Annotated in this window: 22 protein-coding genes; 10 read left to right on the forward strand and 12 right to left on the reverse strand. The window is 62.1% G+C overall.

Annotation, left to right across the window (positions count from 1 at the left end):
* Positions 1-52: 52 nt before the first annotated feature.
* Positions 53-1,711, forward strand: a complete 1,659-nt coding sequence (locus BM026_RS00415) for a BBE domain-containing protein (protein WP_093527081.1) — start codon at positions 53-55, stop codon at positions 1,709-1,711.
* A 38-nt stretch (positions 1,712-1,749) separates the two neighbouring features.
* On the opposite strand, the gene BM026_RS00420 is transcribed toward BM026_RS00415, so the two are convergent.
* From BM026_RS00420 to BM026_RS00445, 6 genes are all read right to left on the reverse strand, one after another.
* Entirely contained in the window at positions 1,750-3,054 is a 1,305-nt protein-coding gene (locus BM026_RS00420) for an MFS transporter (RefSeq protein WP_092241474.1), read from the reverse strand.
* Positions 3,055-3,121: 67 nt separating this feature from the next.
* Positions 3,122-4,270 (reverse strand): galactonate dehydratase, encoded by a 1,149-nt coding sequence (dgoD, locus tag BM026_RS00425; RefSeq protein WP_003170741.1) that lies wholly within the window; start codon positions 4,268-4,270, stop codon positions 3,122-3,124.
* A gap of 47 nt (positions 4,271-4,317) precedes the next feature.
* Positions 4,318-4,938: a 2-dehydro-3-deoxy-6-phosphogalactonate aldolase gene (locus tag BM026_RS00430; RefSeq protein ID WP_092241476.1), complete on the reverse strand. Its 621-nt coding sequence runs from the start codon at positions 4,936-4,938 to the stop codon at positions 4,318-4,320.
* 1 nt (position 4,939) lies between these two features.
* Positions 4,940-5,899 (reverse strand): 2-dehydro-3-deoxygalactonokinase, encoded by a 960-nt coding sequence (locus tag BM026_RS00435; RefSeq protein WP_093527083.1) that lies wholly within the window; start codon positions 5,897-5,899, stop codon positions 4,940-4,942.
* A 96-nt stretch (positions 5,900-5,995) separates the two neighbouring features.
* Entirely contained in the window at positions 5,996-6,325 is a 330-nt protein-coding gene (locus BM026_RS00440; protein WP_058424390.1) for a DOPA 4,5-dioxygenase family protein, read from the reverse strand.
* Positions 6,326-6,356: 31 nt separating this feature from the next.
* Positions 6,357-7,307 carry a choline sulfate utilization transcriptional regulator gene (locus BM026_RS00445; protein ID WP_093120181.1) on the reverse strand — a complete coding sequence of 317 codons (951 nt, stop codon included), beginning with the start codon at positions 7,305-7,307 and terminating at the stop codon, positions 6,357-6,359.
* 103 nt (positions 7,308-7,410) lie between these two features.
* On the opposite strand from BM026_RS00445, the gene betC reads away from it, so the two are divergent.
* The 3 genes from betC to BM026_RS00460 all read left to right on the forward strand — a co-directional run bounded on the left by betC (position 7,411) and on the right by BM026_RS00460 (position 11,585).
* Entirely contained in the window at positions 7,411-8,925 is a 1,515-nt protein-coding gene (gene betC, locus BM026_RS00450; protein ID WP_093527085.1) for a choline-sulfatase, read from the forward strand.
* A gap of 16 nt (positions 8,926-8,941) precedes the next feature.
* A complete protein-coding gene (choX, locus tag BM026_RS00455; RefSeq protein WP_092241482.1) occupies positions 8,942-9,856 on the forward strand; it encodes a choline ABC transporter substrate-binding protein in 915 nt (304 codons plus the stop codon).
* A 160-nt stretch (positions 9,857-10,016) separates the two neighbouring features.
* Positions 10,017-11,585 (forward strand): SulP family inorganic anion transporter, encoded by a 1,569-nt coding sequence (locus tag BM026_RS00460; RefSeq protein ID WP_093527355.1) that lies wholly within the window; start codon positions 10,017-10,019, stop codon positions 11,583-11,585.
* A gap of 114 nt (positions 11,586-11,699) precedes the next feature.
* Here the strand turns inward: BM026_RS00460 and aroE are convergent, their stop codons facing one another.
* Positions 11,700-12,518 carry a shikimate dehydrogenase gene (gene aroE, locus BM026_RS00465; protein ID WP_092241484.1) on the reverse strand — a complete coding sequence of 273 codons (819 nt, stop codon included), beginning with the start codon at positions 12,516-12,518 and terminating at the stop codon, positions 11,700-11,702.
* Positions 12,518-13,450 carry an oxygen-dependent coproporphyrinogen oxidase gene (gene hemF / locus BM026_RS00470; protein WP_093527087.1) on the reverse strand — a complete coding sequence of 311 codons (933 nt, stop codon included), beginning with the start codon at positions 13,448-13,450 and terminating at the stop codon, positions 12,518-12,520. The genes aroE and hemF overlap by 1 nt, the downstream gene beginning before the upstream one ends.
* A gap of 159 nt (positions 13,451-13,609) precedes the next feature.
* Between hemF and BM026_RS00475 the strand changes: the two genes are divergently transcribed.
* A complete protein-coding gene (locus tag BM026_RS00475) occupies positions 13,610-14,587 on the forward strand; it encodes a quinone oxidoreductase family protein (protein WP_071490905.1) in 978 nt (325 codons plus the stop codon).
* Positions 14,588-14,717: 130 nt separating this feature from the next.
* Here the strand turns inward: BM026_RS00475 and BM026_RS00480 are convergent, their stop codons facing one another.
* The 3 genes from BM026_RS00480 to BM026_RS00490 form a co-directional block, all read right to left on the reverse strand.
* Positions 14,718-15,275 (reverse strand): L-threonylcarbamoyladenylate synthase type 1 TsaC, encoded by a 558-nt coding sequence (locus tag BM026_RS00480; protein WP_071490904.1) that lies wholly within the window; start codon positions 15,273-15,275, stop codon positions 14,718-14,720.
* Between the two features lie 54 nt (positions 15,276-15,329).
* Positions 15,330-16,424 (reverse strand): DNA-processing protein DprA, encoded by a 1,095-nt coding sequence (gene dprA / locus BM026_RS00485; RefSeq protein WP_093527089.1) that lies wholly within the window; start codon positions 16,422-16,424, stop codon positions 15,330-15,332.
* Positions 16,425-16,487: 63 nt separating this feature from the next.
* Positions 16,488-17,264 carry a peptidoglycan-binding protein gene (locus BM026_RS00490; RefSeq protein WP_093514262.1) on the reverse strand — a complete coding sequence of 259 codons (777 nt, stop codon included), beginning with the start codon at positions 17,262-17,264 and terminating at the stop codon, positions 16,488-16,490.
* A 135-nt stretch (positions 17,265-17,399) separates the two neighbouring features.
* Between BM026_RS00490 and def the strand changes: the two genes are divergently transcribed.
* The 5 genes from def (at position 17,400) to BM026_RS00515 (ending at position 21,959) form a co-directional block, all read left to right on the forward strand.
* A complete protein-coding gene (gene def / locus BM026_RS00495; protein ID WP_029290229.1) occupies positions 17,400-17,906 on the forward strand; it encodes a peptide deformylase in 507 nt (168 codons plus the stop codon).
* A 69-nt stretch (positions 17,907-17,975) separates the two neighbouring features.
* On the forward strand, positions 17,976-18,926 hold the full coding sequence (gene fmt, locus BM026_RS00500) for a methionyl-tRNA formyltransferase (protein WP_092241492.1): 951 nt from the start codon (positions 17,976-17,978) through the stop codon (positions 18,924-18,926).
* Positions 18,923-20,233 (forward strand): 16S rRNA (cytosine(967)-C(5))-methyltransferase RsmB, encoded by a 1,311-nt coding sequence (rsmB, locus tag BM026_RS00505; RefSeq protein ID WP_093527091.1) that lies wholly within the window; start codon positions 18,923-18,925, stop codon positions 20,231-20,233. The genes fmt and rsmB overlap by 4 nt, the downstream gene beginning before the upstream one ends.
* A 22-nt stretch (positions 20,234-20,255) precedes the next feature.
* A complete protein-coding gene (gene trkA, locus BM026_RS00510; protein ID WP_071490899.1) occupies positions 20,256-21,629 on the forward strand; it encodes a Trk system potassium transporter TrkA in 1,374 nt (457 codons plus the stop codon).
* 18 nt (positions 21,630-21,647) lie between these two features.
* The gene (locus tag BM026_RS00515; protein WP_093514261.1) at positions 21,648-21,959 is read left to right on the forward strand and encodes a hypothetical protein; all 312 of its coding nucleotides are present in this window, start codon (positions 21,648-21,650) and stop codon (positions 21,957-21,959) included.
* A 62-nt stretch (positions 21,960-22,021) separates the two neighbouring features.
* Here the strand turns inward: BM026_RS00515 and BM026_RS00520 are convergent, their stop codons facing one another.
* Entirely contained in the window at positions 22,022-22,909 is an 888-nt protein-coding gene (locus BM026_RS00520) for a lysophospholipid acyltransferase (RefSeq protein WP_071490897.1), read from the reverse strand.
* Positions 22,910-22,935 lie beyond the last annotated feature (26 nt).

The following is a 22,935-nucleotide window of genomic DNA, read 5'->3' on the forward strand; positions in this document are numbered from 1 at the left end:
GGTCGTTAAGTTAGTCGCATCAGAAGTCATTCTTGGCTCTTTGGAGTACATCATGGCATTTGATCTCATTACCGCTGCGGATCGTCGTCATTCAACGCTGCAAAAAGGTTTCAACCTGCGCTGGCCGCTGGGCAATGTGCAGGGTGAATCGTCGTCGAACGGCGCCAACTTGATTTATCTCTGTTACAGCCCCCAGGACATCATCGACGCCGCCGCCCAGGCGTTGGCGATCCCCGATGGCCGGATTACGGTGCGCAGCGGTGGCCACTGCTATGAGGGTTTTGTCGCGAACAAAATGCCCGACAGTCCCAACGAAGTGCTCTCGATCATCGATATCAGCCAACTGAACCAAGTGGTCTACGACGCCACGGGGCAGATTGCCTCACAACTGGTGCCCGCCTCGCCTCATCGCTACAGCTACCGTCTGGAAGCGGGCGGCCAGAACTGGGATGCCTATGTGGCGCTGTACAAACTGGCCAACACGAGCTTGCCCGGCGGCTCGTGCTATTCGGTCGGGCTGGGTGGGCATATTTGCGGCGGTGGCTACGGGCTGCTGTCACGCAAGGATGGCCTGGTGTGCGATTGGTTGAGCGGCGTCGACATCCTGGTGCCGAACGCCCAGGGCAACGGCCTGGTCCCTGTGCATGTCGCCCGCAATAGCACCCAACAGGACGAACTGGATCTGTTCGCCGCCTGCTGCGGCGCAGGCGGCGGGCAGTTCGGGATTATCACCAGTTACTACTTCGAACGTTTGCCACAAGCCCCCAAGGAAGTGCTGTGGCTGGTACTGGAATGGGACTGGTCCCTGCTGACCAAGCCAGCCCTCGACAGATTGCTGGCGGCCTATCAGGGCTGGTTTGCCCGCAACCAGGCCAACCCGGACACCTGGGGCCTGGCGACCAAACTTGAGATGCGCCATCAGAACACTGGCAACGTCACGATGGATGTTCATTACGTGGACAAGCAGGGCGAGCTGAATGATCAAGCGCCCTTTGAAGACTTTGTCAGCTCGATGCTCAATGCCATTGGCATTCCCGCTACCGAATGCCTGAATCCTTCCCCAGCGACCCACTTGCCACGCAGCAACCCGCCAGGGCCGACGATCAATTCACTGGCGTCTGCCCTGGCGGCGACCCGTCGAATGGATTGGCTGCATTGCCAGCAGACACTCAACGGCTCAGGGCCCAACCAGCGTGGCCGGTATAAGTCGGCCTACCAGAAGGGTATTTTCACCGCCACTGTGCTGCAGGCGATCTGGGACACGCTGACGTGGGACGATCCCGATAAACGGCTGACTCAAAGCCTGATCCAGATCCAGTCCTTCGGCGGGCAAATCAATCAGGCCAGCGCCGCCGTGCGGCGGGAATCATCGGTTGCACAGCGTTCGTCCTACTTGAAGTGGCAACCACAATGCTATTGGCGTGACGAAAGCAGCACTTCGGATCAAGCCCATGCGCAATGGATCCAGGGACTGTTTTTCGCGGCATTTGCCAATGACAACGGCGTTCCGGTCAATGCCCAGTTCGAAGGGTGCTACATCAATTACCCCGACCGCGACATGCTGTTTATCGACGGCGATCCCAGCAAGGGACCCAACCCGCAGTGGTACAAGATCTTCTTCCCTGACCTGATGATCGAAAGCCGCCTGCGCCGCACCAAGCAGCGCTGGGACCCGCTGAATGTGTTCCGTAACGAGATGTCGGTGCCCTGAGCCGAAATGAAAAAGGGCGACCGCAAGGTCGCCCGTTTTTACAACTCGATCCGCTCGACTTTACCGACCAGCAACACGTAGGAAAGCGCCCCGAGCAAGGCCAGCACCGCGATGTAGGTAATCGCCGGCGCAAACGAATCACCGCTGGCCAAAAAGCCGATCACAATCGGCGTGGCAATCGCCGACAGGTTGCCGATGAAGTTGAACACCCCACCGGTCAGCCCCAACAGGCGGGCCGGTGCCAGGGTCGACACCAGCGACCAGGTAATCGACGCCAGGCCATTGCCAAAGAACGCCACCGCCAGGAACGCAATCACCCAGGCCGTCGAGTCCACATAGTTGGCGCCGATGATCGCCGTGGAAATCAGCAGCCCGCCAATGATCGGCAACTTGCGCGCAAACCCCACCGACGCACCGCGACGAATCAGCCAGTCGGAAAAGATCCCGGAACACAGCACGCCGACAAACGCCGCCAGGAACGGCAACGATGCCAGCAGGCCGGACTTGATGAAGTCCATCCCGCGATATTTCACCAGGTAGGTGGGGAACCACGTCAGGAAAAACCACAGCGTGGAGTTCAGGCAGAACTGCCCCAGGTAGATGCCCCAGAGTTTGCGCTTGCTCAGCACGATCCCCAGGTCGACCCAGCTGAACGGGGCCTTGGCGGTTTTTTCCTGCATGTCCACCAGGCCGCCGCCTTCGCGGATCAGCTCGATTTCAGCGGCGTTGGCGCCTTTGAAATCCTTCGGCTCGCGATACACCGCGTACCAGATGATCCCCCACAGGATGCCAACGCCACCGGTGACGACAAACACCATGTGCCAGCCGAAGGCGTGTTGCAGCCAGGCCAGTACCGGCGTGAGGAATGCCAGCCCGACAAACTGCCCGGAGGTATAGAAGCCAATCGCCGTGGCGCGTTCGCGCTCGGGAAACCAGGTGGTGACCACGCGGCTGTTGATCGGATACGCCGGGGCTTCCAGGGCACCCACCGCCATGCGCAGCACGAACAACGCGATAAAGCTGGCAGCGAAGCCGAGCATCACGGTGGCGATGGACCACAAGATCAGCGCGGCGGTATAGAGAATGCGCGGCGGCACGCGGTCCACCAGCCAGCCGCCAGGGATCTGCATGGCTGCGTAGGTCCAGCCGAACGCGGAGAAAATCAGCCCGACCTGAACCGGGTCGATGCCCAGTTCGCTGGTCAGCGCCGGGGCTGCAATCGACAGGTTGCTGCGGTCGAGGTAATTGATCACCACGGTGATGAACAGCAGCACCATGATGAAAAAACGCTTTTTGGTAGGCGTGACTAAAGAAGCCTGCCCGGTGAAGGATTCAGGGTGCATGGGGGTTGCCTCTTCTTATGCTTATTGAGGGCTTGCAGGAGCCGGCATCCCGGCTCCTGCAGGGTGCTTACCACTCGGCGAAGCTGCCGTCGGCATGCCGCCAGATCGGGTTGCGCCAGCGGTGGCCGATGGCCGCGCGCTCGATCACGTATTCCTCATTGATCTCGATGCCCAGCCCCGGCCCGTTGGGGATCTTCACGAAGCCCTGGTCATAGTCGAACACACCGGGGTCGCGCACATAGTCGAGCAGGTCGTTGCTCTCGTTGTAGTGAATGCCCAGGCTTTGCTCCTGGATAAACGCGTTGTAGCAGACCGCATCCAGTTGCAAACACGCCGCCAGGGCAATCGGACCCAGCGGGCAGTGCAGTGCCAGGGCCACGTCATAGGCCTCGGCCATGTTGGCGATCTTGCGGGTTTCGGTGATGCCACCCGCGTGGGAAGCATCGGGCTGGATGATGTCGACATAGCCTTCGCTGAGCACACGCTTGAAGTCCCAGCGCGAGAACAGGCGCTCGCCCAGGGCAATCGGGGTGCTGGTCAGCGGCGCGAGTTCCTTGAGCGCTTCGTAGTTTTCGCTGAGCACCGGCTCTTCGATAAACATCAGCTTGTACGGATCCAGCTCCTTCATCAGCACCTTGGCCATGGGCTTGTGCACACGGCCATGGAAGTCGACGCCGATGCCGACGTTGGGGCCGACCGCATCACGCACAGCGGCGACGTTTGCCAGGGCCAGGTCGACCTTTTCGAAGCTGTCGACGAATTGCAGTTCTTCGGTGCCATTCATCTTCACCGCGGTGAAGCCTCGAGCCACAGCCTCTTTGGCAGCGCGGGCGGTGTCGGCTGGGCGGTCACCACCGATCCACGAGTACACGCGGATCTTGTCGCGCACCTGGCCGCCGAGCAAGTCGCTGACGGACACGCCGAGGGCCTTGCCCTTGATGTCCCACAGCGCCTGGTCGATACCGGCGAGGGCGCTCATGTGCACCGCACCGCCGCGGTAGAAGCCGCCGCGATAGAGCACGGTCCAGATGTCTTCGATGTTGCGCGGGTCTTTGCCGATCAGGTAGTCGGACAGTTCTTCGACGGCAGCCGCCACGGTATGGGCGCGGCCTTCGACCACGGGCTCACCCCAGCCGGTCACGCCCTGGTCGGTCTCGACCTTGAGGAAGCACCAGCGCGGCGGGACGATAAAGGTCGTCAGTTTGGTGATTTTCATCTCTTGTCTCTCTTATAGATGCAGCGCCAGGGGCGCGGAACTTGATGTCAGCTCAGGACTTTCCAGGCGGCGACATAAGCCTGGGCACGGCTCGCTACCTGATCCACTGTCATACCCGGTTTGAACAACCCGGAACCCAGCCCGAACCCTTTGGCGCCGGCATCGACAAACACCTGCATGTTGTCCGGGGTAATGCCGCCGACCGGCAGCAGCAAGGTGCCTGCCGGCAGTACCGCCAGCCACGCCTTGATCACCGCCGGGCCCATCTGCTCGGCGGGGAACAGCTTCAGCACGTCAGCACCTTCGGCCAGGGCGGCGAAAGCTTCGGTCGGTGTCGCCACACCTGGCGACAGGAACAGGCCTGCGGCTTTCGCCGCTCGCAGCACCTTGGCATCGCTGTGGGGCATCACGATCACCTGGCCACCGGCCGCCTTCACCTGCTCGACCTGCTCAGGCAGCAACACCGTGCCTGCGCCGATCAGGCAATCGGCGGGCAGGCTGTCGCGCAGGGTGCGAATGCTGGTGTAAGGATCGGGCGAATTCAGCGGGACTTCGATCACACGAAACCCGGCCTCGTACAACACCTGGCCGACGGCCTGGGCTTCGTCCGGGCGGATGCCGCGCAGAATCGCGATCAAACCGTTTTGTGCGAGTGCGTGCTTGAGCATGTCAGGCCTCTAATACAGGTTGAGTGAGCCCGGATGCCACCGCCAATTGCCACAGTCCGCGCTCGGTGGCCTCCTGCGCCAGACTGACGTGGGCGAAGCCGCAGAGGGCGAGGGCGCGTTGATAGCGGGCGCAGAGGGGCGCGGCGCCGACCAGGATGATCGGCTTGTGCCGGGCACTGCCGGGCAGGCCGGCGAGTTCATGGCCGATGAGCAAGCCGGAGAGGTAATCGGGCTGCTGCTCGGCAGTGAGTTCAGCGGTGAGGCCCAGGGTGCGCGCACTGAAAAGCGTCGACAGCACGCCGCGCTCGCCGTCTTTGGACAGCGCCACCTGCACGCCGCGGTCAAAGGCGTCAGCCTGGAATTGCGCGGATTGTTGCTGGGTACGCCCGAGGATGCTGTGCTTGCTCAACACCGCAAACAGCTCGCCGGTCATGAAGGTGTCGAAGTGAGTGATGCAGCCATCGACCACCTCGACCCACTTGGAATGGCTGCCGGGCAGGCCGATCAACCCATCGGTGCCCAGCCCTTGAAGCACGCCCAGCACTTGGGTTTCTTCGCCGCGCATCACGTTGGGCAAGCCGATCTGCTCGATCACGCCCGGCACGATATGCACATCCACGCCACGCAGGCTGCGCACCTTGTGCAGCGCCTGGCCAAGGCTGGCGACATCGACAGGGGTGTTGCGATAAGCCGCCTCGCTCCAGCCCTGGGCACTGCCGACCATGCCGCAGGCAATCACCGGCAAACCGGGCTCGGCGTCGAGCCAGTCACCACACGCCGCATCGAACGCCAACTCGAAGCCATCGCTGCAACGCACGCCAGCAATGTCCCGGGGTTCATTGGGCAAATGCATGATGCCCCACGCCAGCGAGCGCTGTTCCAGCACTGCGCCGACGGGGCCGAGTTTATAAGCACGAAGGGAACTGGTACCCCAATCGAGCGCGATCAATTGCGCCTGCATCGCTTCACCTGAGTTCTGAGCGGATGCAGCGAATATAAACCTACGGCGCAGAAAGTCTCAATATATAAATATCAATCCCATATTTAGGGATTTAATTTAAGAAAAGGCTGACAAGTTCAGCTCCCGCATTGCCCCCATCCAGACGGCATAGTCAGTGTGGTCCTTCAGGTCATCGCCGGTATCGGGGTGCAGGAACACCACCAGGCCATTGCGATGGATCACCAGCCACGGCAACACCACACCGATGTATTCCGGGTCGAACGCCAACTGGCAGCTCCAGTCCGGGTGCGGCCCTACAGGCCGCTCGTGCACACGGCCCATGCGCAGCGGGAACAGTTTGGCAGCGTCTTCACACAAGGTGCGTGCCTGTTCGATAGTGTTCGCGTCGAAGTAGATATGGGCGTGATAGCCCTTGATACGTTGCATGACGGACTCCGGATCCAATATGCGCCAGATGCTAGACCGCAATCGATGGCAGGGCCAGTCCGGTCAGCGACTGCGCGCTGCTGGCCTGCTCGGCCACCAGCCAGTCGACAAACCGCTCCACCAACTGCCCTCGGCGTTTGCGCTGGGGTTGCACCACGTAATAGCCGAAACGCGAGATCACCGTGTCGTGGATCGGTCGGCACAGCCAGTTCTGCTCCAGCAGGTTGTCCACCAGATGGCGCCAGCCGATGGCCACGCCCTGGCCGGCAATCGCAGCCTGGATCAACAGGGTGTAGTTATCGAAGCGCAACTGGCCGGGGGTGGGCGCAGTGGTGATGCCCAGTTCGCGAAACACGCCACTCCAGTCGAACCACTGGCTGTTGTTTTCCTGGCGCAGGTGCAACAACGGAAAATCGTGCAAATTTTGCTTAGTCAGTGGCGTGGCCTGTTCTTTGAGCCACTGCGGGCTGCACACCGGGAACACTTCCTCGTTGAACAGCCACAGGCTATCGCCCTGCTTGAAACGGCCGTCGCCAAACAGTACCGCCACATCAATATCGCTGCGCAAGGTCGCGTGGTTGCGTTCGCTAGTCACCAGGCTGACGTCCACCTGGGGGTTGGCCTGGTGGAAGCGGTGCAAACGCGGCATCAACCAATAAGCGGCGAAGGCGAAGTCGGTCGCCACTTGCAGCACTTCATGCTGATCCTGCTGGGTAATCAGGCTCAGTCCCTGGTTGATGCCCTGCAAACCGCCCTGCACATGCTCGAACAACAGGGCGCCGGCATCGGTCAACTCAATGCCACGGTAGATGCGATCAAACAGGCGGATCGCCAGTTGTTCCTCCAGGCGCTTGATCTGCTGGCTGATCGCGGGCTGGGTGGTGCCCTGTTCCATGGCAGCGGCGGTAAAACTGCGGTGGCGCGCCGCTGCTTCGAACGCGCGCAGCAGATCGAGGGACAGGTCGCCAAGGGCTTCATACATAAGCGGTGCTTATCCTAGACATTGCTTTTCATGGGCTTTACCCCATTTTCCATGGGCTGCATGCTCATTCGCATAAACACCGCCTATGGAATGCCGATAGCTCATGAAGCGCAAGAACATTCTTTTCATCATGGCCGATCAAATGGCCGCGCCGATGTTGCCGTTCTACGGACCTTCCCCCATCAAATTGCCCAACCTGAGCCGCCTCGCCGCACAGGGCGTGGTGTTCGATGCCGCGTACTGCAACAGCCCGCTGTGCGCACCGTCGCGCTTTACCTTGGTCAGCGGTCAGTTGCCGAGCAAGATCGGCGCCTACGACAACGCCGCCGATTTCCCCGCCGACGTGCCGACCTACGCTCACTACCTGCGCCGCCTCGGCTACCGCACCGCGCTGTCGGGCAAGATGCACTTCTGCGGCCCCGACCAACTGCACGGTTACGAAGAACGCCTGACCAGCGACATCTACCCCGCCGACTATGGCTGGGCGGTGAACTGGGACGAGCCGCACGTGCGCCCCACCTGGTACCACAACATGTCGTCGGTGCTGCAAGCCGGCCCGTGCGTGCGCACCAACCAGCTGGATTTCGACGAAGAGGTGGTGTTCAAGGCCCGGCAATACCTGTTCGACCATATCCGCGAAGACGGCGAACGACCGTTCTGCCTGACGGTATCGATGACCCACCCGCACGACCCGTACACCATTCCCAAGCCGTTCTGGGACCTGTACGACGACGCCGACATCCCCCTGCCTGCAACGCCTGCCCAGGCTGATCTCGACTCCCACTCCCAGCGCCTGCTCAAGGTCTACGACCTGTGGGACAAACCGCTGCCCGTGGATAAGATCCGCGATGCGCGCCGCGCCTACTTCGGCGCGTGCAGCTACATCGACAGCAATGTCGGCAAGCTGCTGCAGACCCTGGAAGACACCGGCCTGGCCGATGACACCATCATCATCTTCTCCGGCGACCACGGTGACATGCTCGGCGAGCGCGGGCTCTGGTACAAAATGCACTGGTTCGAAATGGCCGCGCGCGTACCGCTGCTGGTCAGTGCGCCGGGGCAATTCGCGGCGGGCCGAGTGACGCAAGCCGTGTCCACCGCCGACCTGCTGCCGACCCTGGTGGAACTGGCCGGCGGCGAACTGGACCCGCGCCTGCCGCTGGACGGCCGCTCGCTGGTCCCGCACTTGCAAGGGCAGGGCGGGCACGACGAAGTGTTCGGCGAATACATGGCCGAAGGCACCATCAGCCCGCTGATGATGATTCGCCGAGGCGCCTACAAATTCATCTACAGCGAAGACGACCCTTGTCTACTGTTCGATGTGCACAACGACCCGCACGAGCGGGAGAACCTCAGCCAGTCACCGGAACACCGGCCACTGTTCGAGGCGTTTTTGAGTGAGGCGCGGGCCAAATGGGACATCCCGGCGATCCACCAGCAGGTGCTCGCCAGTCAACGCCGTCGTCGCCTGGTATTCGAGGCACTCACCCAGGGCAAGCTGAAGAGCTGGGATCACCAGCCACTGGTGGACGCCAGTCAGCAATACATGCGCAACCATATCGACCTCGACGACCTGGAGCGCAAGGCACGTTATCCACAACCCTGCCAAAACCAATAAATACAGAGGGAAGGCCATGCAAAAGTTGACTGTGATGTTGAGCCTGTTGGTACTGACCAGCGCCAACGTGTACGCGGACGCCAGTTGTGAAACGGTAAAAATGGCCGATCCGGGCTGGAGCGATATCGCAGCCACCAACGCCATCGCCGGTTTCCTGCTGACCGGCATGGGCTACAAACCGAAGGTGGACACCCTGGCGGTGCCAATCACCTTCGGCGGGCTCAAGGACGGCCAGGTGGACGTGTTCCTCGGCAACTGGATGCCGGCACAGCAGGGCTTCTACGACAAGTTCGTGGCCAATGGCGATGTGGTGCAACTGGCGAAAAACCTCGACGGCACCGAGTTCACTCTCGCTGTGCCCGACTATGTGTGGGACGCCGGGGTGCATGATTTTGCCGACCTGAACAAGTTTGCCGACAAGTTCGACAAGAAGATCTACGGCATCGGCTCCGGCGCGCCGGCAAATATCTCGTTGCAGGAAATCATCAAGAAGAACGACTTCGACCTGGGCCAGTGGAAGCTGGTCGAGTCCAGCGAACAGGCGATGCTGGCCGAAGTGTCGCGAGCGGTGAAGAAACAGAAATTCGTCACCTTCCTCGGCTGGACCCCGCATCCGATGAACGTGCAGTTGAAAATGCGCTACCTCAAGGGTGGCGAGAAATACTTTGGTGACACTGGCAGCGTGTATACCTTGACCCGCAAGGGTTACGCACAGGCCTGCCCGAACGTAGGAAAACTGCTGACCAACCTGAGTTTTACCCAGGAGATGGAGAACGGCATCATGGCCGAGGTCGCCAACAACAAGGTCAGCAACGCCGATGCGGCGAAGGCGTGGATCAAGGCCAATCCGGCGGTATTGGATAAGTGGCTTGAGGGTGTAAAAACACTGGACGGTAAAGACGCACTCCCTGCAGTTAAAGCCAGACTCTGAGGCCTGATGCAATTCAAATGTGGGAGGGGGCTTGCCCCCGATAGCGGTGTCTCAGCCATGGATGTATCAACTGACACTCCCTCATCGGGGGCAAGCCCCCTCCCACATAGGCCCTGTGTGTACTGATACTCTGATGCAAACCTTCCGATCCGAGTCCGCGATGCCCCGGCCCAACCGCCACACACTCTTTCCCTTCCTCAGCTGGCTCCCGCGCCAAACCCGTGCCAGCGTCGGCCGGGATGCAATCGTCGGCCTCAGTGGCGCAGTCCTCGCCCTGCCACAGTCGATTGCCTACGCGCTGATTGCCGGTCTCCCACCCGAGTACGGCCTGTACGCCGCGATCATCCCGGTACTGATCGCTTGCCTCTGGGGTTCGTCCTGGCACTTGATCTGCGGGCCCACGGCGGCGATTTCCATTGTGCTGTACGCCAGCGTCAGTCCATTGGCCGTGCCGGGGTCACAGGACTACATCACCCTGATCCTGCTGCTGACCTTCCTCGCCGGCGTTTTCCAGTGGCTGTTGGGCATGCTGCGCTTCGGCGCGTTGGTAAATTTTGTATCGCACTCGGTGGTGCTCGGGTTCACCTTGGGTGCCGCCGTGGTGATCGCCCTCGGCCAGTTGCCCAACCTGATGGGGCTGGACCTGCCAAGCCAGGCCACCGCCATCAATAGCTTGTTGGCACTGATCCATCACAGCGGCGAATGGGACCACGCGTCCCTCTTACTGGGGTTTGGCACGTTGCTGGTCGGCGCGCTGCTCAAGTACCTGGTGCCTCGCTGGCCAACGCTGTTGATTGCGCTGGCACTGGGCAGCCTGGTGGCGTGGCTGTGGCCAGCGATGTTCCGGCACGTAGCGCTGGTCAGTTCGTTTGTGGGCAAACTGCCGCCGTTCAGCCCGTTGCCGATGGACCTGGACATGCTCCTGCGCCTGCTGCCGAGCGCCGTGGCGGTGGGCATGCTCGGGTTGGTGACCAGCCTGTCGATTGCCCGCTCGTTGTCGGCGCGCTCACAGCAATTGCTCGACGCCAACCAGGAAGTCCGTGCACAGGGTCTATCCAATATCGTGGGCGGATTTTTCTCCGGCTACCTGTCAGCCGGCTCGTTCACACGTTCCGGCCTCAGCTACGAGGCGGGCGCCTGCTCGCCGTTGGCCGGGGTGTTTTCCGCGTTATGGGTGGCGTTGTTCGCGTTATTTGGCGCGGCCCTGATCGCCCATATCCCGATCCCGAGCATGGCCGCGAGCATCTTGCTGATCAGTTGGGGGCTGGTGGACCGTCGCGGCATTCGTGCGCTGTTCCGCGTCAGTCGCGCCGAGTTTGTGGTGATGAGCTTGACGTGTGTGGCCACCTTGTTGCTGGAGCTGCAAACCGCCATTTATGCAGGGGTGCTGGCGTCGCTGTTTTTCTACCTCAAGCGCACCTCCCAGCCACGGGTACAACAGTGGCGAGATGGCGATGAGGATGTGCTGCGCGTGGGCGGCTCGATCTTTTTCGGCGCCAGCCATTACCTGCAAGTGCGTCTGCAAAGCCTGCAGGGCGAGCGGGTGGTGATCGAGGCGCAGCAGATCAACTTTATCGACTATTCAGGGGTGGAGATGCTGCACCAGGAGGCTCGGCGCTTGCGTGGGCTGGGCCGCAGTTTGACGCTGCGCCGGGCCAGGCCGCAGGTGGTGGAAGAGTTGAGAAAGCTGGAAGGGGCCGACAATTGCCCCATCCAGTTCCAAGACTGAAAACGATCAACAATGTGGAAGGGGGCTTGCCCCCGATAGCGGTGTGTCAGCCATGGATGTATCAACTGACACTCCCTCATCGGGGGCAAGCCCCCTCCCACATTTGGATCAGTGTCAGATCAACTGGCGGCGAAGTTCAGCCAATACAGGCGCCGAATCCGGGCGCACGCCACGCCACAGGTAGAAGGCTTCCGCCGCCTGTTCCACCAGCATGCCCAGGCCATCCATCGCCACCGCTGCACCGTGCTCCGTCGCCCAACGGCAGAACGCGGTCGGTTCCTTGGCGTACATCATGTCGTAGCAAAAGGTCTTGCCCGGCTCGATCAGGCTACCCGCAATCGGCGGTACATCGCCTGACAGGCTGGCGGACGTGGCGTTGATGATCACGTCCACCGGCTCACGCAGCCAGTCGAAACCGCTGGCAGATACCGGGCCCAGGTCGTCGAACAGCTCGGCGAGCAATTCGGCCTTTTCCACGGTGCGGTTGGCGATGATCAGCGAGCCCGGCTGCTCGGCCAGCAACGGTTCCAGCGCGCCACGCACCGCACCACCCGCGCCCAGCAGCAGGATGCGTTTGCCTTGCAGGCTCAGCCCGGCGTTGATGGTGAGATCGCGCACCAGGCCGGCGCCATCGGTGTTGTCGCCCAACAGGCTGCCGTCTGCCAGCTTGCTCAAGGTATTCACCGCACCGGCACGTTGGGCGCGCTCGGTCAGGGTGTCGGCCAGTCGGTAGGCGTCTTCCTTGAACGGCACGGTGACATTGGCGCCACGGCCCTGCAGAAAGAACTCACGGGCACAGCCGGTGAAATCATCCAAGGGCGCCAGCAGTGTGCTGTAGTCCAGTTGCTCGCCGGTCTGCTCGGCGAACATGCGGTGGATCAGCGGCGACTTGCTGTGGCCGATGGGGTTGCCGAAGACGACATAACGGTCCATCAGACAGCCGCCTTGGGTGCGTCAAGGCCAAGCCAGTCACGGTCTTGCAGGAAGTAGTCGGTGAGGCGTGCTTCTTCGCTGCCGGCCTCGGCCTTCCAGTCGTAGCTCCAGCGCACTTGCGGCGGCAGCGACATCAGGATCGACTCGGTACGCCCGCCCGATTGCAACCCGAACAAGGTGCCACGGTCGTAGACCAGGTTGAATTCAACGTAGCGGCCTCGGCGGAATTCCTGGAATTCGCGCTGTTGCTCGGTGTAGGCGATGGCCTTGCGGCGCTGCACGATCGGCAGGTAGGCGTCGAGGTAGGCATCGCCGATGGCACGGATGAAGGCGAAGCAGGTGTCGAAGCCCCACTCGTTCAGGTCATCGAAAAACAGGCCGCCGATACCGCGCGGTTCGTTGCGGTGCTTGATGTGGAAGTAAGTGTCGCACCAGGCTTTGTAGCGCGAATACACGTCAGGACCGAACGGCGCACAGGCCTGCTCGGCCACCCGGTGCCAGTGGATGCAGTCTTCTTCGTTGCCGTAGTAAGGCGTGAGGTCGAAGCCACCGCCGAACCACCACACCGGGTCTTCGCCTTCTTTTTCTGCGATGAAAAACCGCACGTTGGCGTGGGACGTCGGCACATGAGGATTGTGCGGGTGGATCACCAGCGACACGCCCAGGGCCTCGAAACCGCGACCGGCCAGCTCGGGCCGATGCGCACTGGCAGAAGGAGGGAGGCCGCTGCCAAACACATGGGAAAAGTTAACGCCGCCTTTTTCGATCACCGTACCGTTCTCGATCACACGGGTGCGACCGCCGCCGCCGGCAGGCCGGGTCCAGGCGTCTTCGATAAAGCGAGTGTCCGTCTCGAAGGTTTCCAGGGCGCTGCAAATGCGGTCTTGCAGGTCAAGCAGGTAGGCCTTTACAGCCTCGGTGCGGGTAGTCATGGCATCACCTTGAATCGGGCAAAGCTACGCGAGGCCATTGGGCGTCGGCGGCAAATGGGCGCACAGGATAACACCGCACCCATGTGCGTCGCAGTTGACGAAGATCAAGCTTAGGAGTCCGATAGGGGGCTACGCGATTCGAACCCAGGAGAAGTGCAGATGGCCAAACGTATCCAGTTCAGCGCCCATGGCGGCCCCGAAGTGCTTGAGTATGTGGACTACACGCCGGCCGAGCCTGGCCCGCAGCAGGTTCGCGTGCGTAACGAGGCGATCGGCCTGAACTTCATCGACACCTATTTCCGCAGCGGCCTGTACGCGCCGCCGGCCTTGCCATCGGGGCTGGGCGCAGAAGGCGCCGGCGTGGTCGATGCCGTCGGCAGTGAAGTCACCCAATTCAAAGTCGGCGATCGCGTGGCCTACGGCAGTGGCCCGCTGGGCGCCTACAGCCAACTGCATGTGTTGCCCGCCGCCAACCTGGTGCACCTGCCGGACGATATCAGCTTCGAACAGGCCGCCGGTGCCATGCTCAAGGGCCTGACCGTGCAGTATCTGCTGCGACAGACCTATGAACTCAAAGGCGGTGAAACCATCTTGTTCCACGCAGCTGCCGGCGGCGTAGGCTCCCTGGCGTGCCAGTGGGCGAAGGCCCTGGGCGTCAAGCTGATCGGTACGGTGAGCTCGCCGGAAAAGGCCGCCCTGGCCAAATCCCTCGGTGCCTGGGAAACCATCGACTACAGCAAGGAAAACGTCGCCCAGCGCGTGCTGGAGTTGACCGACGGCAAAAAAGTCCCGGTGGTGTATGACGGCGTCGGCAAGGACACCTGGCTGACCTCGCTGGACAGCGTAGCGCCCCGCGGGCTGGTGGTGAGTTTCGGCAATGCGTCGGGCGCGGTGGATGGGGTGAACCTGGGGATCCTGTCGGCCAAGGGCTCGCTGTACGTCACCCGGCCGACCTTGGCGACCTATGCCAACAACCCGCAGAACCTGCAGGCGATGGCCGATGACCTGTTCTCGATGATCAAGAGCGGCAAGGTGCGCATTGATATCAACCAGCGGTACTCGCTGGCAGAGGCAGCCAAGGCGCAGACTGAGTTGTCGGCACGGCGCACGACGGGGTCGACCATTCTGCTGCCGTAAGGCAACCGATATCTGGAGTCTGTAAGGGCCTCATCGCGGGCAAGCCCGGCTCCCACACTTGACCGCGTTGTCATGAAAGACGCGGATCAGGTGTGGGAGCCGGGCTTGCCCGCGATGGCCGCCCTCGGTCTCAGGAAGGCCGCACAACCTCGCCGGTCACCAGGTCGCGAATCAGGCTGGGGTTCTTGCGCCCCCCCAGGGCGCCGCCCAACACCAGGTCCACCTGGCCACGGAAGTACTGCTCCACGCGAATCCGCGTACGCGCAGCCGGGCGACCCTGAGGGTTGGCCGAGGTGGAAATCAACGGCCCCACCAGCGAGCACAAGTCCCGCACCAGCGGATGGTCCGTCACCCGCAGCGCCACCGTGTCATGCACACCTGTCACCCATTCCGGCAGCAAGTCCTGATGGGGCACCAGCCAGGTATTCGGCCCGGGCCAGGTGGCGGCCATGCGGTCGATCCATTCCTGCGGGAAGTCTTCGAAGAGAAAGTCGAACTGGCGGATGCTGTCCGCCACCAGGATCAGGCCCTTGTCCACCGAGCGATTCTTGATGGCGAGCAAACGGTCCACTGCTTCTTCGTTCCACGGGTCGCAGCCCAGGCCCCAAACCGCTTCGGTTGGGTAGGCAATCACTGCGCCTGCGCGAATTTCTCGTGCGGTTTCCAGCACACGCCACCGGTTGACCATTGTTCACTCTCCAGTCTAAAGCTCTGCGCAGTTTACCGATCTTCGTTACAAAACCTAGCAGCGCGCAAGCCAGCGCCAGCTTTCGCAGATGACCTGGCCTTCAAGCTCCAGCTCCGTAAGCGTCGCCAACACCTGGGACAACGGCCGCCCGCTGGCAATCGCCAGCGCTTCACTGGTGTGCGGCGCCGCGTGCAGCAGCGCTACCAGCGGATGGGTCACCGGCATCGGCGCCGGACGGGACAGCGCCTGCCAGCCGCGCAAGCCTTCAAGAATGTGCTCGATGGTCTCCACCAATACCGCACCGTCGCGAATCAACTGATGGCAACCCTTGGCGCCGGGATGATGGATGGAGCCCGGAATCGCGTACACCTCGCGTCCCTGCTCGGCCGCCAGCTTGGCCGTAATCAGCGAACCACTGGCCATGCTCGCCTCCACCACCAATACGCCAAGGGACAGCCCGCTGATGATGCGGTTACGCCTGGGAAAGTTGCCGGCCTGAGGCGGGGCGTCCAGCGGAAACTCGGAAACCACGGCGCTGCCCTGGTCAATCATCGCCGCCGCCAGCCGTCGGTGGCGCTGTGGATAAAAATTTTCGAGCCCGGTGCCGAGGACGCCGATTGTCTGGCCGCCCACGTCCAATGCGGCTTGATGGGCGGCGCCGTCAATACCCAAGGCCAGGCCGCTGGTGATGACAAAACCCGCGCTCGCCAGGCTGCGGGAAAATGCAGCGGCGGTGTCCATGCCAGGACGGGATGCGCGGCGGCTTCCCACCATCGCCAGTTGCGGTTTTTCCAGGATCAGAGGGTCACCCGCGACGAACAACAGCGGCGGCGCGTCGTCAATCTGGGCGAGCAGTGCGGGGTACTCCGGTTGGTCCCACATCAGCAAATGCTGGGTAGGGCACCCCAGCCAGGCCAATGCCGCGCTGGCGCCCTCGCGGATTTCATGGCTGCGCCGGGCATCGGCGCTGATGGCCGGCAACCCGAGCGAACGCCAGGCACTGGCGGGAGCACTGATGGCCTTTGACGCAGAGCCGAACGCTTCGATCAATAAGCGAAAACGCTTGGGGCCCAGTTCCGGCAGCCTGTGCAAGCGTAGTCGGGCTTCCAGTTCTGACGGGGATATTTCATGACTGTTTATCGGATTCATTTGATCATCCTTGACCGGAACAAGCTGTGGATAACTCTGTTGGTAACTTATTTAGCAACCTATTCATTGTGTTTGATGCGCAGTCTCGAAACGGTCCATCACCGCCAGCGGTCGCGAGGCATTGAGGATCAGGCCGTAGCTGAGCTTTTCGTAGGTGCGAAATACCAGCAGGGTGCCGGCACGTTCATCGGGGAGTCTGGTCGGCGTGCCGGTGAGGCTGTCGCGCACGGTGGCGCCAGCCTTGATCACGCTGAGCAGTTGGCCTTCGACCAGGCCGTCACGGCGGCCTTTGTTCAGGGTGACAGCATCGAGCACGCCGATCTGGGTGACACCCTTGGGGATATCGATGATGTGCCCTTCGATGAAGGGTGCCGTTGAAATGACCTCAAGGGTGGCCGGATCGACAGGAGATTGCGCACGTAGCAGGCGGTCACCCGGGCGCACCTCCTGGGTCACTCGCTGCACGGCCAGGGTGGTGAGGTCGCCAGCCGTGACGAAACGGGCAGTGCCGATATCGTCGGCGTTGATGCCCAGTAGTTCTTGGGTCTGCGGGTCGGTGTAGACCTTGCCGCGTCGGAATATTCCGTAATGGGGTTGGGAAGGATCCAGGTTGCCCCTGGCATGCACCCGCTCACCGTTGCCCCCCAGCACTCGACCCGCATCAGCGGCAACAATGTACGGCGCGCTGTCCAGGTCCTGTGGCGAATCAAGAATGCGGTTGTGCAGTAAAAAGCGCTGGATGGCCTGTTGTGTCGATTGATCCAGGCGCTGGACGGGCTGGGGCAGCAGGGCCATGGCAAACGGGGCCCACAGCAGCAAGACGAGTAGCGATTTCCTCATGGGGTGAATCTCCTTTATTATGTGCGTTCGCGTGAAATGCCAGGGCCTTCGCGGCTTCGGGGCGTTTCACACCGGCTGTCTGGGTCCATCCCAACGCCGATTTGCCTTTACCTCACATGTGCAGCAATTACGCTTATGGCTATTTTGAACATCCTCGAATTTCCCGACTCGCGTTTGCGCACGATCGCCAAGCCGGTGGCCGTAGTGGACGACAAGGTTCGTCAGTTGGTCGATGACATGTTTGAAACAATGTATGAAGCCCCGGGCATCGGCCTCGCCGCGACCCAGGTCAACGTACACCTGCGCGTCGTGGTCATGGACCTGTCGGAAGATCGCAGCGAACCGATGGTGTACATCAACCCCGAGTTCGAACCGCTGACCGACGAGATGGGCGAGTACCAGGAAGGCTGCCTGTCGGTGCCCGAGTTCTACGAGAACGTCGAGCGCCCGCTGCGCGTGAAGATCAAGGCCCTGGACCGCGACGGCAAGCCGTTCGAGCTGATTGCCGAAGGCCTGCTGGCGGTGTGCATCCAGCACGAATGCGACCACCTCAACGGCAAGCTGTTTGTCGATTACCTGTCCACGCTCAAGCGCGACCGGATCAAGAAGAAGCTGGAAAAAAAGCATCGCCAGCAAGCTTGATGCCCTTCTTCCAAAGGCTTGCTGCGGCAAGCCTTTTTCTTTTGTGACTGCTTTTAACCGAGACCTCCCATGACCGAGCCACTGCGCATTGTTTTTGCCGGCACTCCAGAATTCGCCGCCGAACACCTCAAGGCCCTGCTTGCCAGCCCTTATGACATCGTCGCGGTGTACACCCAGCCGGATCGCCCGGCCGGTCGCGGGCAAAAACTGATGCCAAGCCCGGTCAAGCAGCTGGCGCTGGAGCACAATATTCCCGTGCTGCAGCCGCCGACCCTGCGTAATACCGAAGCCCAAGCCGAGCTGGCAGCACTGAAGCCTGACCTGTTGGTGGTCGTAGCCTACGGCTTGATCCTGCCGCAAGTGGTGCTGGATATCCCGCGCCTGGGGTGCATCAACAGCCATGCCTCGCTGCTGCCACGCTGGCGCGGTGCGGCGCCGATCCAACGTGCCGTGGAAGCCGGCGACAGCGAAAGCGGCGTGACCGTGATGCGCATGGAGGCGGGCTTGGACACCGGCCCGATGCTGCTCAAGGTCACCACCCCGATCACCGGCGAAGACACCGGCGGCAGCCTGCACGACCGCCTCGCCGAACTGGGCCCGCCCGCCGTGATCCAGGCCATCGCCGGCCTGGCCGCCGGCACCCTGGAGGGTGAAGTCCAAGACGACAGCCTGGCCACCTACGCCCACAAACTGAACAAAGACGAAGCGCGTATCGACTGGAGCCGCCCGGCCGTGGAGCTGGAACGCCTGGTACGCGCCTTCAACCCCTGGCCGGTCTGCCACAGCACCCTCAATGGCGAAGCCGTAAAAGTGTTGGCCGCCAAACTCGCCGAGGGCAAAGGCGCTCCAGGTGAAATCATCGGCGCCAGCAAGGACGGCCTGCTGGTCGCATGCGGCGAGCAGGCGCTGTGCCTGACCCGTCTGCAATTGCCGGGTGGCAAGGCGCTTAATTTCAGTGATTTGTTCAACAGCCGTCGTGAGAAATTTGCTGTAGGCACCATCCTCGGGACAGCCCAATGAACCCACGTCTGGCTGCCGCCAAGGCTCTCGCCGCCGTCCTCAACGGCAAGGCGTCGCTGAACAGTTCATTGCCGACCCAGTTGGACAAGGTCGAAGACCGCGATCGCGGTTTCACCCAGGACCTGGCCTTCGGCACCGCGCGCTGGCAGCCACGCCTGTCGGCACTGGCGACCAAGTTGCTGCAGAAGCCGTTCAAGGCCGCCGATGCCGATGTGGAAGCGCTGCTGCTGGTGGGCCTCTATCAGTTGCTCTACACCCGTGTGCCGGCCCACGCAGCCATCGGCGAGACGGTCGGTTGCGCCGACAAACTGAAAAAGCCCTGGGCCAAGGCTCTGCTCAACGCCGTGCTGCGCCGCGCCCAGCGCGAAAGCGAAGCGCTGCTGGCCGAGCTGGAACATGACCCGGTGGTGCGTACCGCTCACCCGCGCTGGCTGCAAAAATCCCTGAAGGCGTTCTGGCCCGAACAGTGGGAAGCCATCTGCGCGGCTAACAATGCGCATCCGCCGATGATCCTGCGGGTCAACCGCCGTCACCACAGCCGTGATGCCTACCTGCAATTGCTCACTACCGCCGGCATCAATGCCACGCCCTGCGTGTACAGCGTCGACGGCATCGTGCTCGAAGCGGCCACCGATGTGCGCAACCTGCCGGGCTTTGCCGAAGGCTGGATCAGCGTGCAGGACGAGGCCGCACAACTGGCTGCCGACCTGCTCGACCTGGCACCGGGCCAACGCGTCCTCGACGCCTGCTGCGCGCCAGGCGGTAAGACGTGTCACATTCTGGAGGTCGAAAAGGACTTGGCCGGTGTCGTCGCCGTCGACCTGGAAGCCAAGCGCCTGGTGCGCGTGCGTGAAAACCTGGCGCGCCTGGGCCTCAGCGCCGAGCTGATTGCCGCCGACGGCCGTGACACCGCTACGTGGTGGGACGGCAAACCCTTCCAGCGCATCCTGCTCGATGCACCCTGTTCCGCCACCGGCGTAATCCGTCGCCACCCGGACATCAAGCTCACCCGCCAACCCGATGACATCGCCGCCCTGGCCGTGCTGCAGGGCGAGTTGCTCGACGCGATGTGGCCGACCCTGGAAGTCGGCGGCATCCTGCTCTACGCCACTTGCTCCACCTTGCCGACGGAAAACACCGAGGTGATCGAAGCCTTCCTCGCCCGCACCAGCGGTGCACGGGAGCTGGACCTCGCCACCGCCGCTGGCATCAAGCAGCCCCACGGCCTCCAGTTGCTCGCGCAAGAAGGCGGACACGATGGCTTCTACTACGCCAAACTGATCAAGATCGCCGCCGCGCGCGGCTGAACGGGTTAAAGGGAGTGACCGGATGAAAATCATCATCCTTGGGGCAGGGCAGGTTGGTGGCACCTTGGCCGAACATTTGGCCAGCGAAGCCAACGACATCACCGTGGTCGACACCGACAGCGAGCGCCTGCGCAACCTCGGCGACCGCCTCGACATCCGCACCGTCCAAGGCCGCGCCTCGTTCCCGACCGTGCTGCGCCAGGCCGGTGCGGATGACGCCGACATGCTGGTGGCCGTGACCAACAGTGACGAAACCAACATGGTCGCCTGCCAGGTGGCCCACACCCTGTTCCACACGCCGACCAAGATCGCCCGCGTACGCGAAGCGGCTTACCTGACTCGCGCCGGGCTGTTCGACAACGATGCGATTCCGGTAGACGTACTGATCAGTCCGGAGCAGGTGGTAACCCACTACATCAAGCGCCTGATCGAAATCCCGGGTGCTCTGCAAGTGATCGACTTTGCCGGCGGCAAGGCGCAACTGGTCGCGGTAAAGGCCTACTACGGCGGCCCGCTGGTGGGCCAGCAACTGCGCCAGTTGCGCGAGCATATGCCGAATGTGGAAACCCGCGTCGCGGCGATTTTCCGGCGTGACCGTCCGATCCTGCCCCAGGGCGATACGGTGATCGAGGCCGACGACGAAGTGTTTTTCATCGCCGCCAAGGCGAATATTCGCGCGGTGATGAGCGAAATGCGCCGTCTCGATGAGACCTACAAGCGCATCGTCATCGCCGGCGGTGGGCAGATCGGTGAGCGTCTGGCCGAAGCCATCGAAAGCCGCTACCAGGTGAAGATCATCGAGATGAGCCCGGCACGTTGCCGGCATTTGTCCGACACCCTGGACAGCACCGTCGTACTGCAAGGCAGCGCCTCGGACCGCGACCTGCTGATGGAAGAAAACATCGCCGACGCCGACATCTTCCTGGCACTGACCAACGATGACGAAGCCAACATCATGTCGTCGTTGCTGGCCAAGCGGCTGGGCGCAAAGAAGGTGATGACCATCATCAACAACCCGGCCTACGTGGACCTGATCCAGGGCGGTGATATCGACATCGCCATCAGCCCGCAACTGGCCACCATCGGCACCTTGCTCGCCCACGTACGCCGTGGCGATATCGTCAGCGTGCACTCCCTGCGCCGTGGTGCGGCGGAAGCCATCGAGGCGATTGCCCATGGCGACTCCAAGTCGAGCAAGGTGATCGGCAAGGCCATCCGCGATATCGGCTTGCCGCCGGGTACCACCATTGGCGCGATCATCCGTGACGAAGAGGTGATCATTGCCCACGACGATACGGTGATCCAAACCGGGGACCATGTGATTCTGTTCCTGGTGGACAAGAAACATATCCGCGATGTGGAGAAGCTGTTCCACGTGGGGTTGAGCTTTTTCTGATCGAATGGAGTGAACGGCATGCTCGAATCCCTGGAGAAAATGCTCGCCAAGGGTGTGGATAACGCCCTGCTGCGGTTTGGCTTGGGCAAGGGTTATCTGGATCTGAAGGACAACGCCAAGGCGGCGGAGCATTTGAGCAAGTGCGTCGAGTTCGACCCGAAGTATTCGGCGGCGTGGAAGTTGTTGGGCAAGGCGCTGTTGGGGTTGGAAGATCGTGCAGCGGCGCGGCTGGCGTGGGAGAAGGGGATAGAAGCGGCGCTTGCTCAGGGCGACAAGCAGGCAGAGAAAGAGATGACCGTGTTCCTGAAAAAACTCGATCGCCAAGCCTGAGCAGGACTTAAATGTGGGAGGGGGCAAGCCCCCTCCCACATTGGTTTTGCGTTGATCTTGAATCAGTACCAGCGCTCTTCACCCGGCGGGCGTTTCTTGAAGCGCTTCATGCTCCACATGTACTGGCTCGGGTAGGCACCGACGTAACGTTCCACCACCTTGCTCATCGCCGCGCAGGACGTGGCGGTATCGGTGCTGTACATGTCTTCCGGCGCCGCTTCCAGAATCACCTTGTAGCCCGAGCCATCCGGCAGCCGCAGTGCATGCAGGAACACGCCCACCGCCTTGTGGCCAGCAAGCATGTTCGGAACGAACTTGCTGGTGAGCGCCTGGGTGGCGAAGAAGGGCACGAAGATCCCGGCGGATTCGGCCGGCTCCGGGTCGGCGGGAATCCCCACCTGGCCGCCCTTGCGCACTTCCTTGATCACGCTGAGGATGCCTTCCTTGGTCGACGCGGCCACGCGGTTACCCAGTTGCACGCGCTGCTTGCGCAGCAGTTCATCCACCGCCTTGAGCTTGGGCGGGCGGTAGAAAATGATCGGCTTGCACTGGCTGCAATAGAAGTGGTTGAGCACTTCCCAGTTGCCCAGATGGCTGGTGATGCCGACCACGCCTTTGCCCGAGGCCAGGGCTTCGTGCAGCACTTCCAGGCCTTCGACTTCACGTACCAGGTCGATGGAGCGCTGGGCCGGCCAGATCCAGGCGCAGGCGCTTTCGGTGAGGGACTTGCCGATGTCCATCAGGCTCTGGCCGACCAGGCGCTCACGGGCAGCCGGGTCCATGTCCGGGAAGCACTTGGAGAGGTTGATCCGCACCGTGTCACGGGAGCGGTTGGGGGTTTTCCACATGATCCAGCCGATGGCCGTGCCAACCGCCTGGACAGCGCGCCAGGGCAGCAGGGCAAACAACCGCAGAGCGCCTACCAGCAAGGCGCCTTTAAACTTTTCCACAGGTCACTCCTGATCGTGTGTGGTGC

This window comes from Pseudomonas sp. NFPP24, assembly GCF_900112095.1.
Classification (GTDB): Bacteria; Pseudomonadota; Gammaproteobacteria; order Pseudomonadales; family Pseudomonadaceae; genus Aquipseudomonas; species Aquipseudomonas extremorientalis.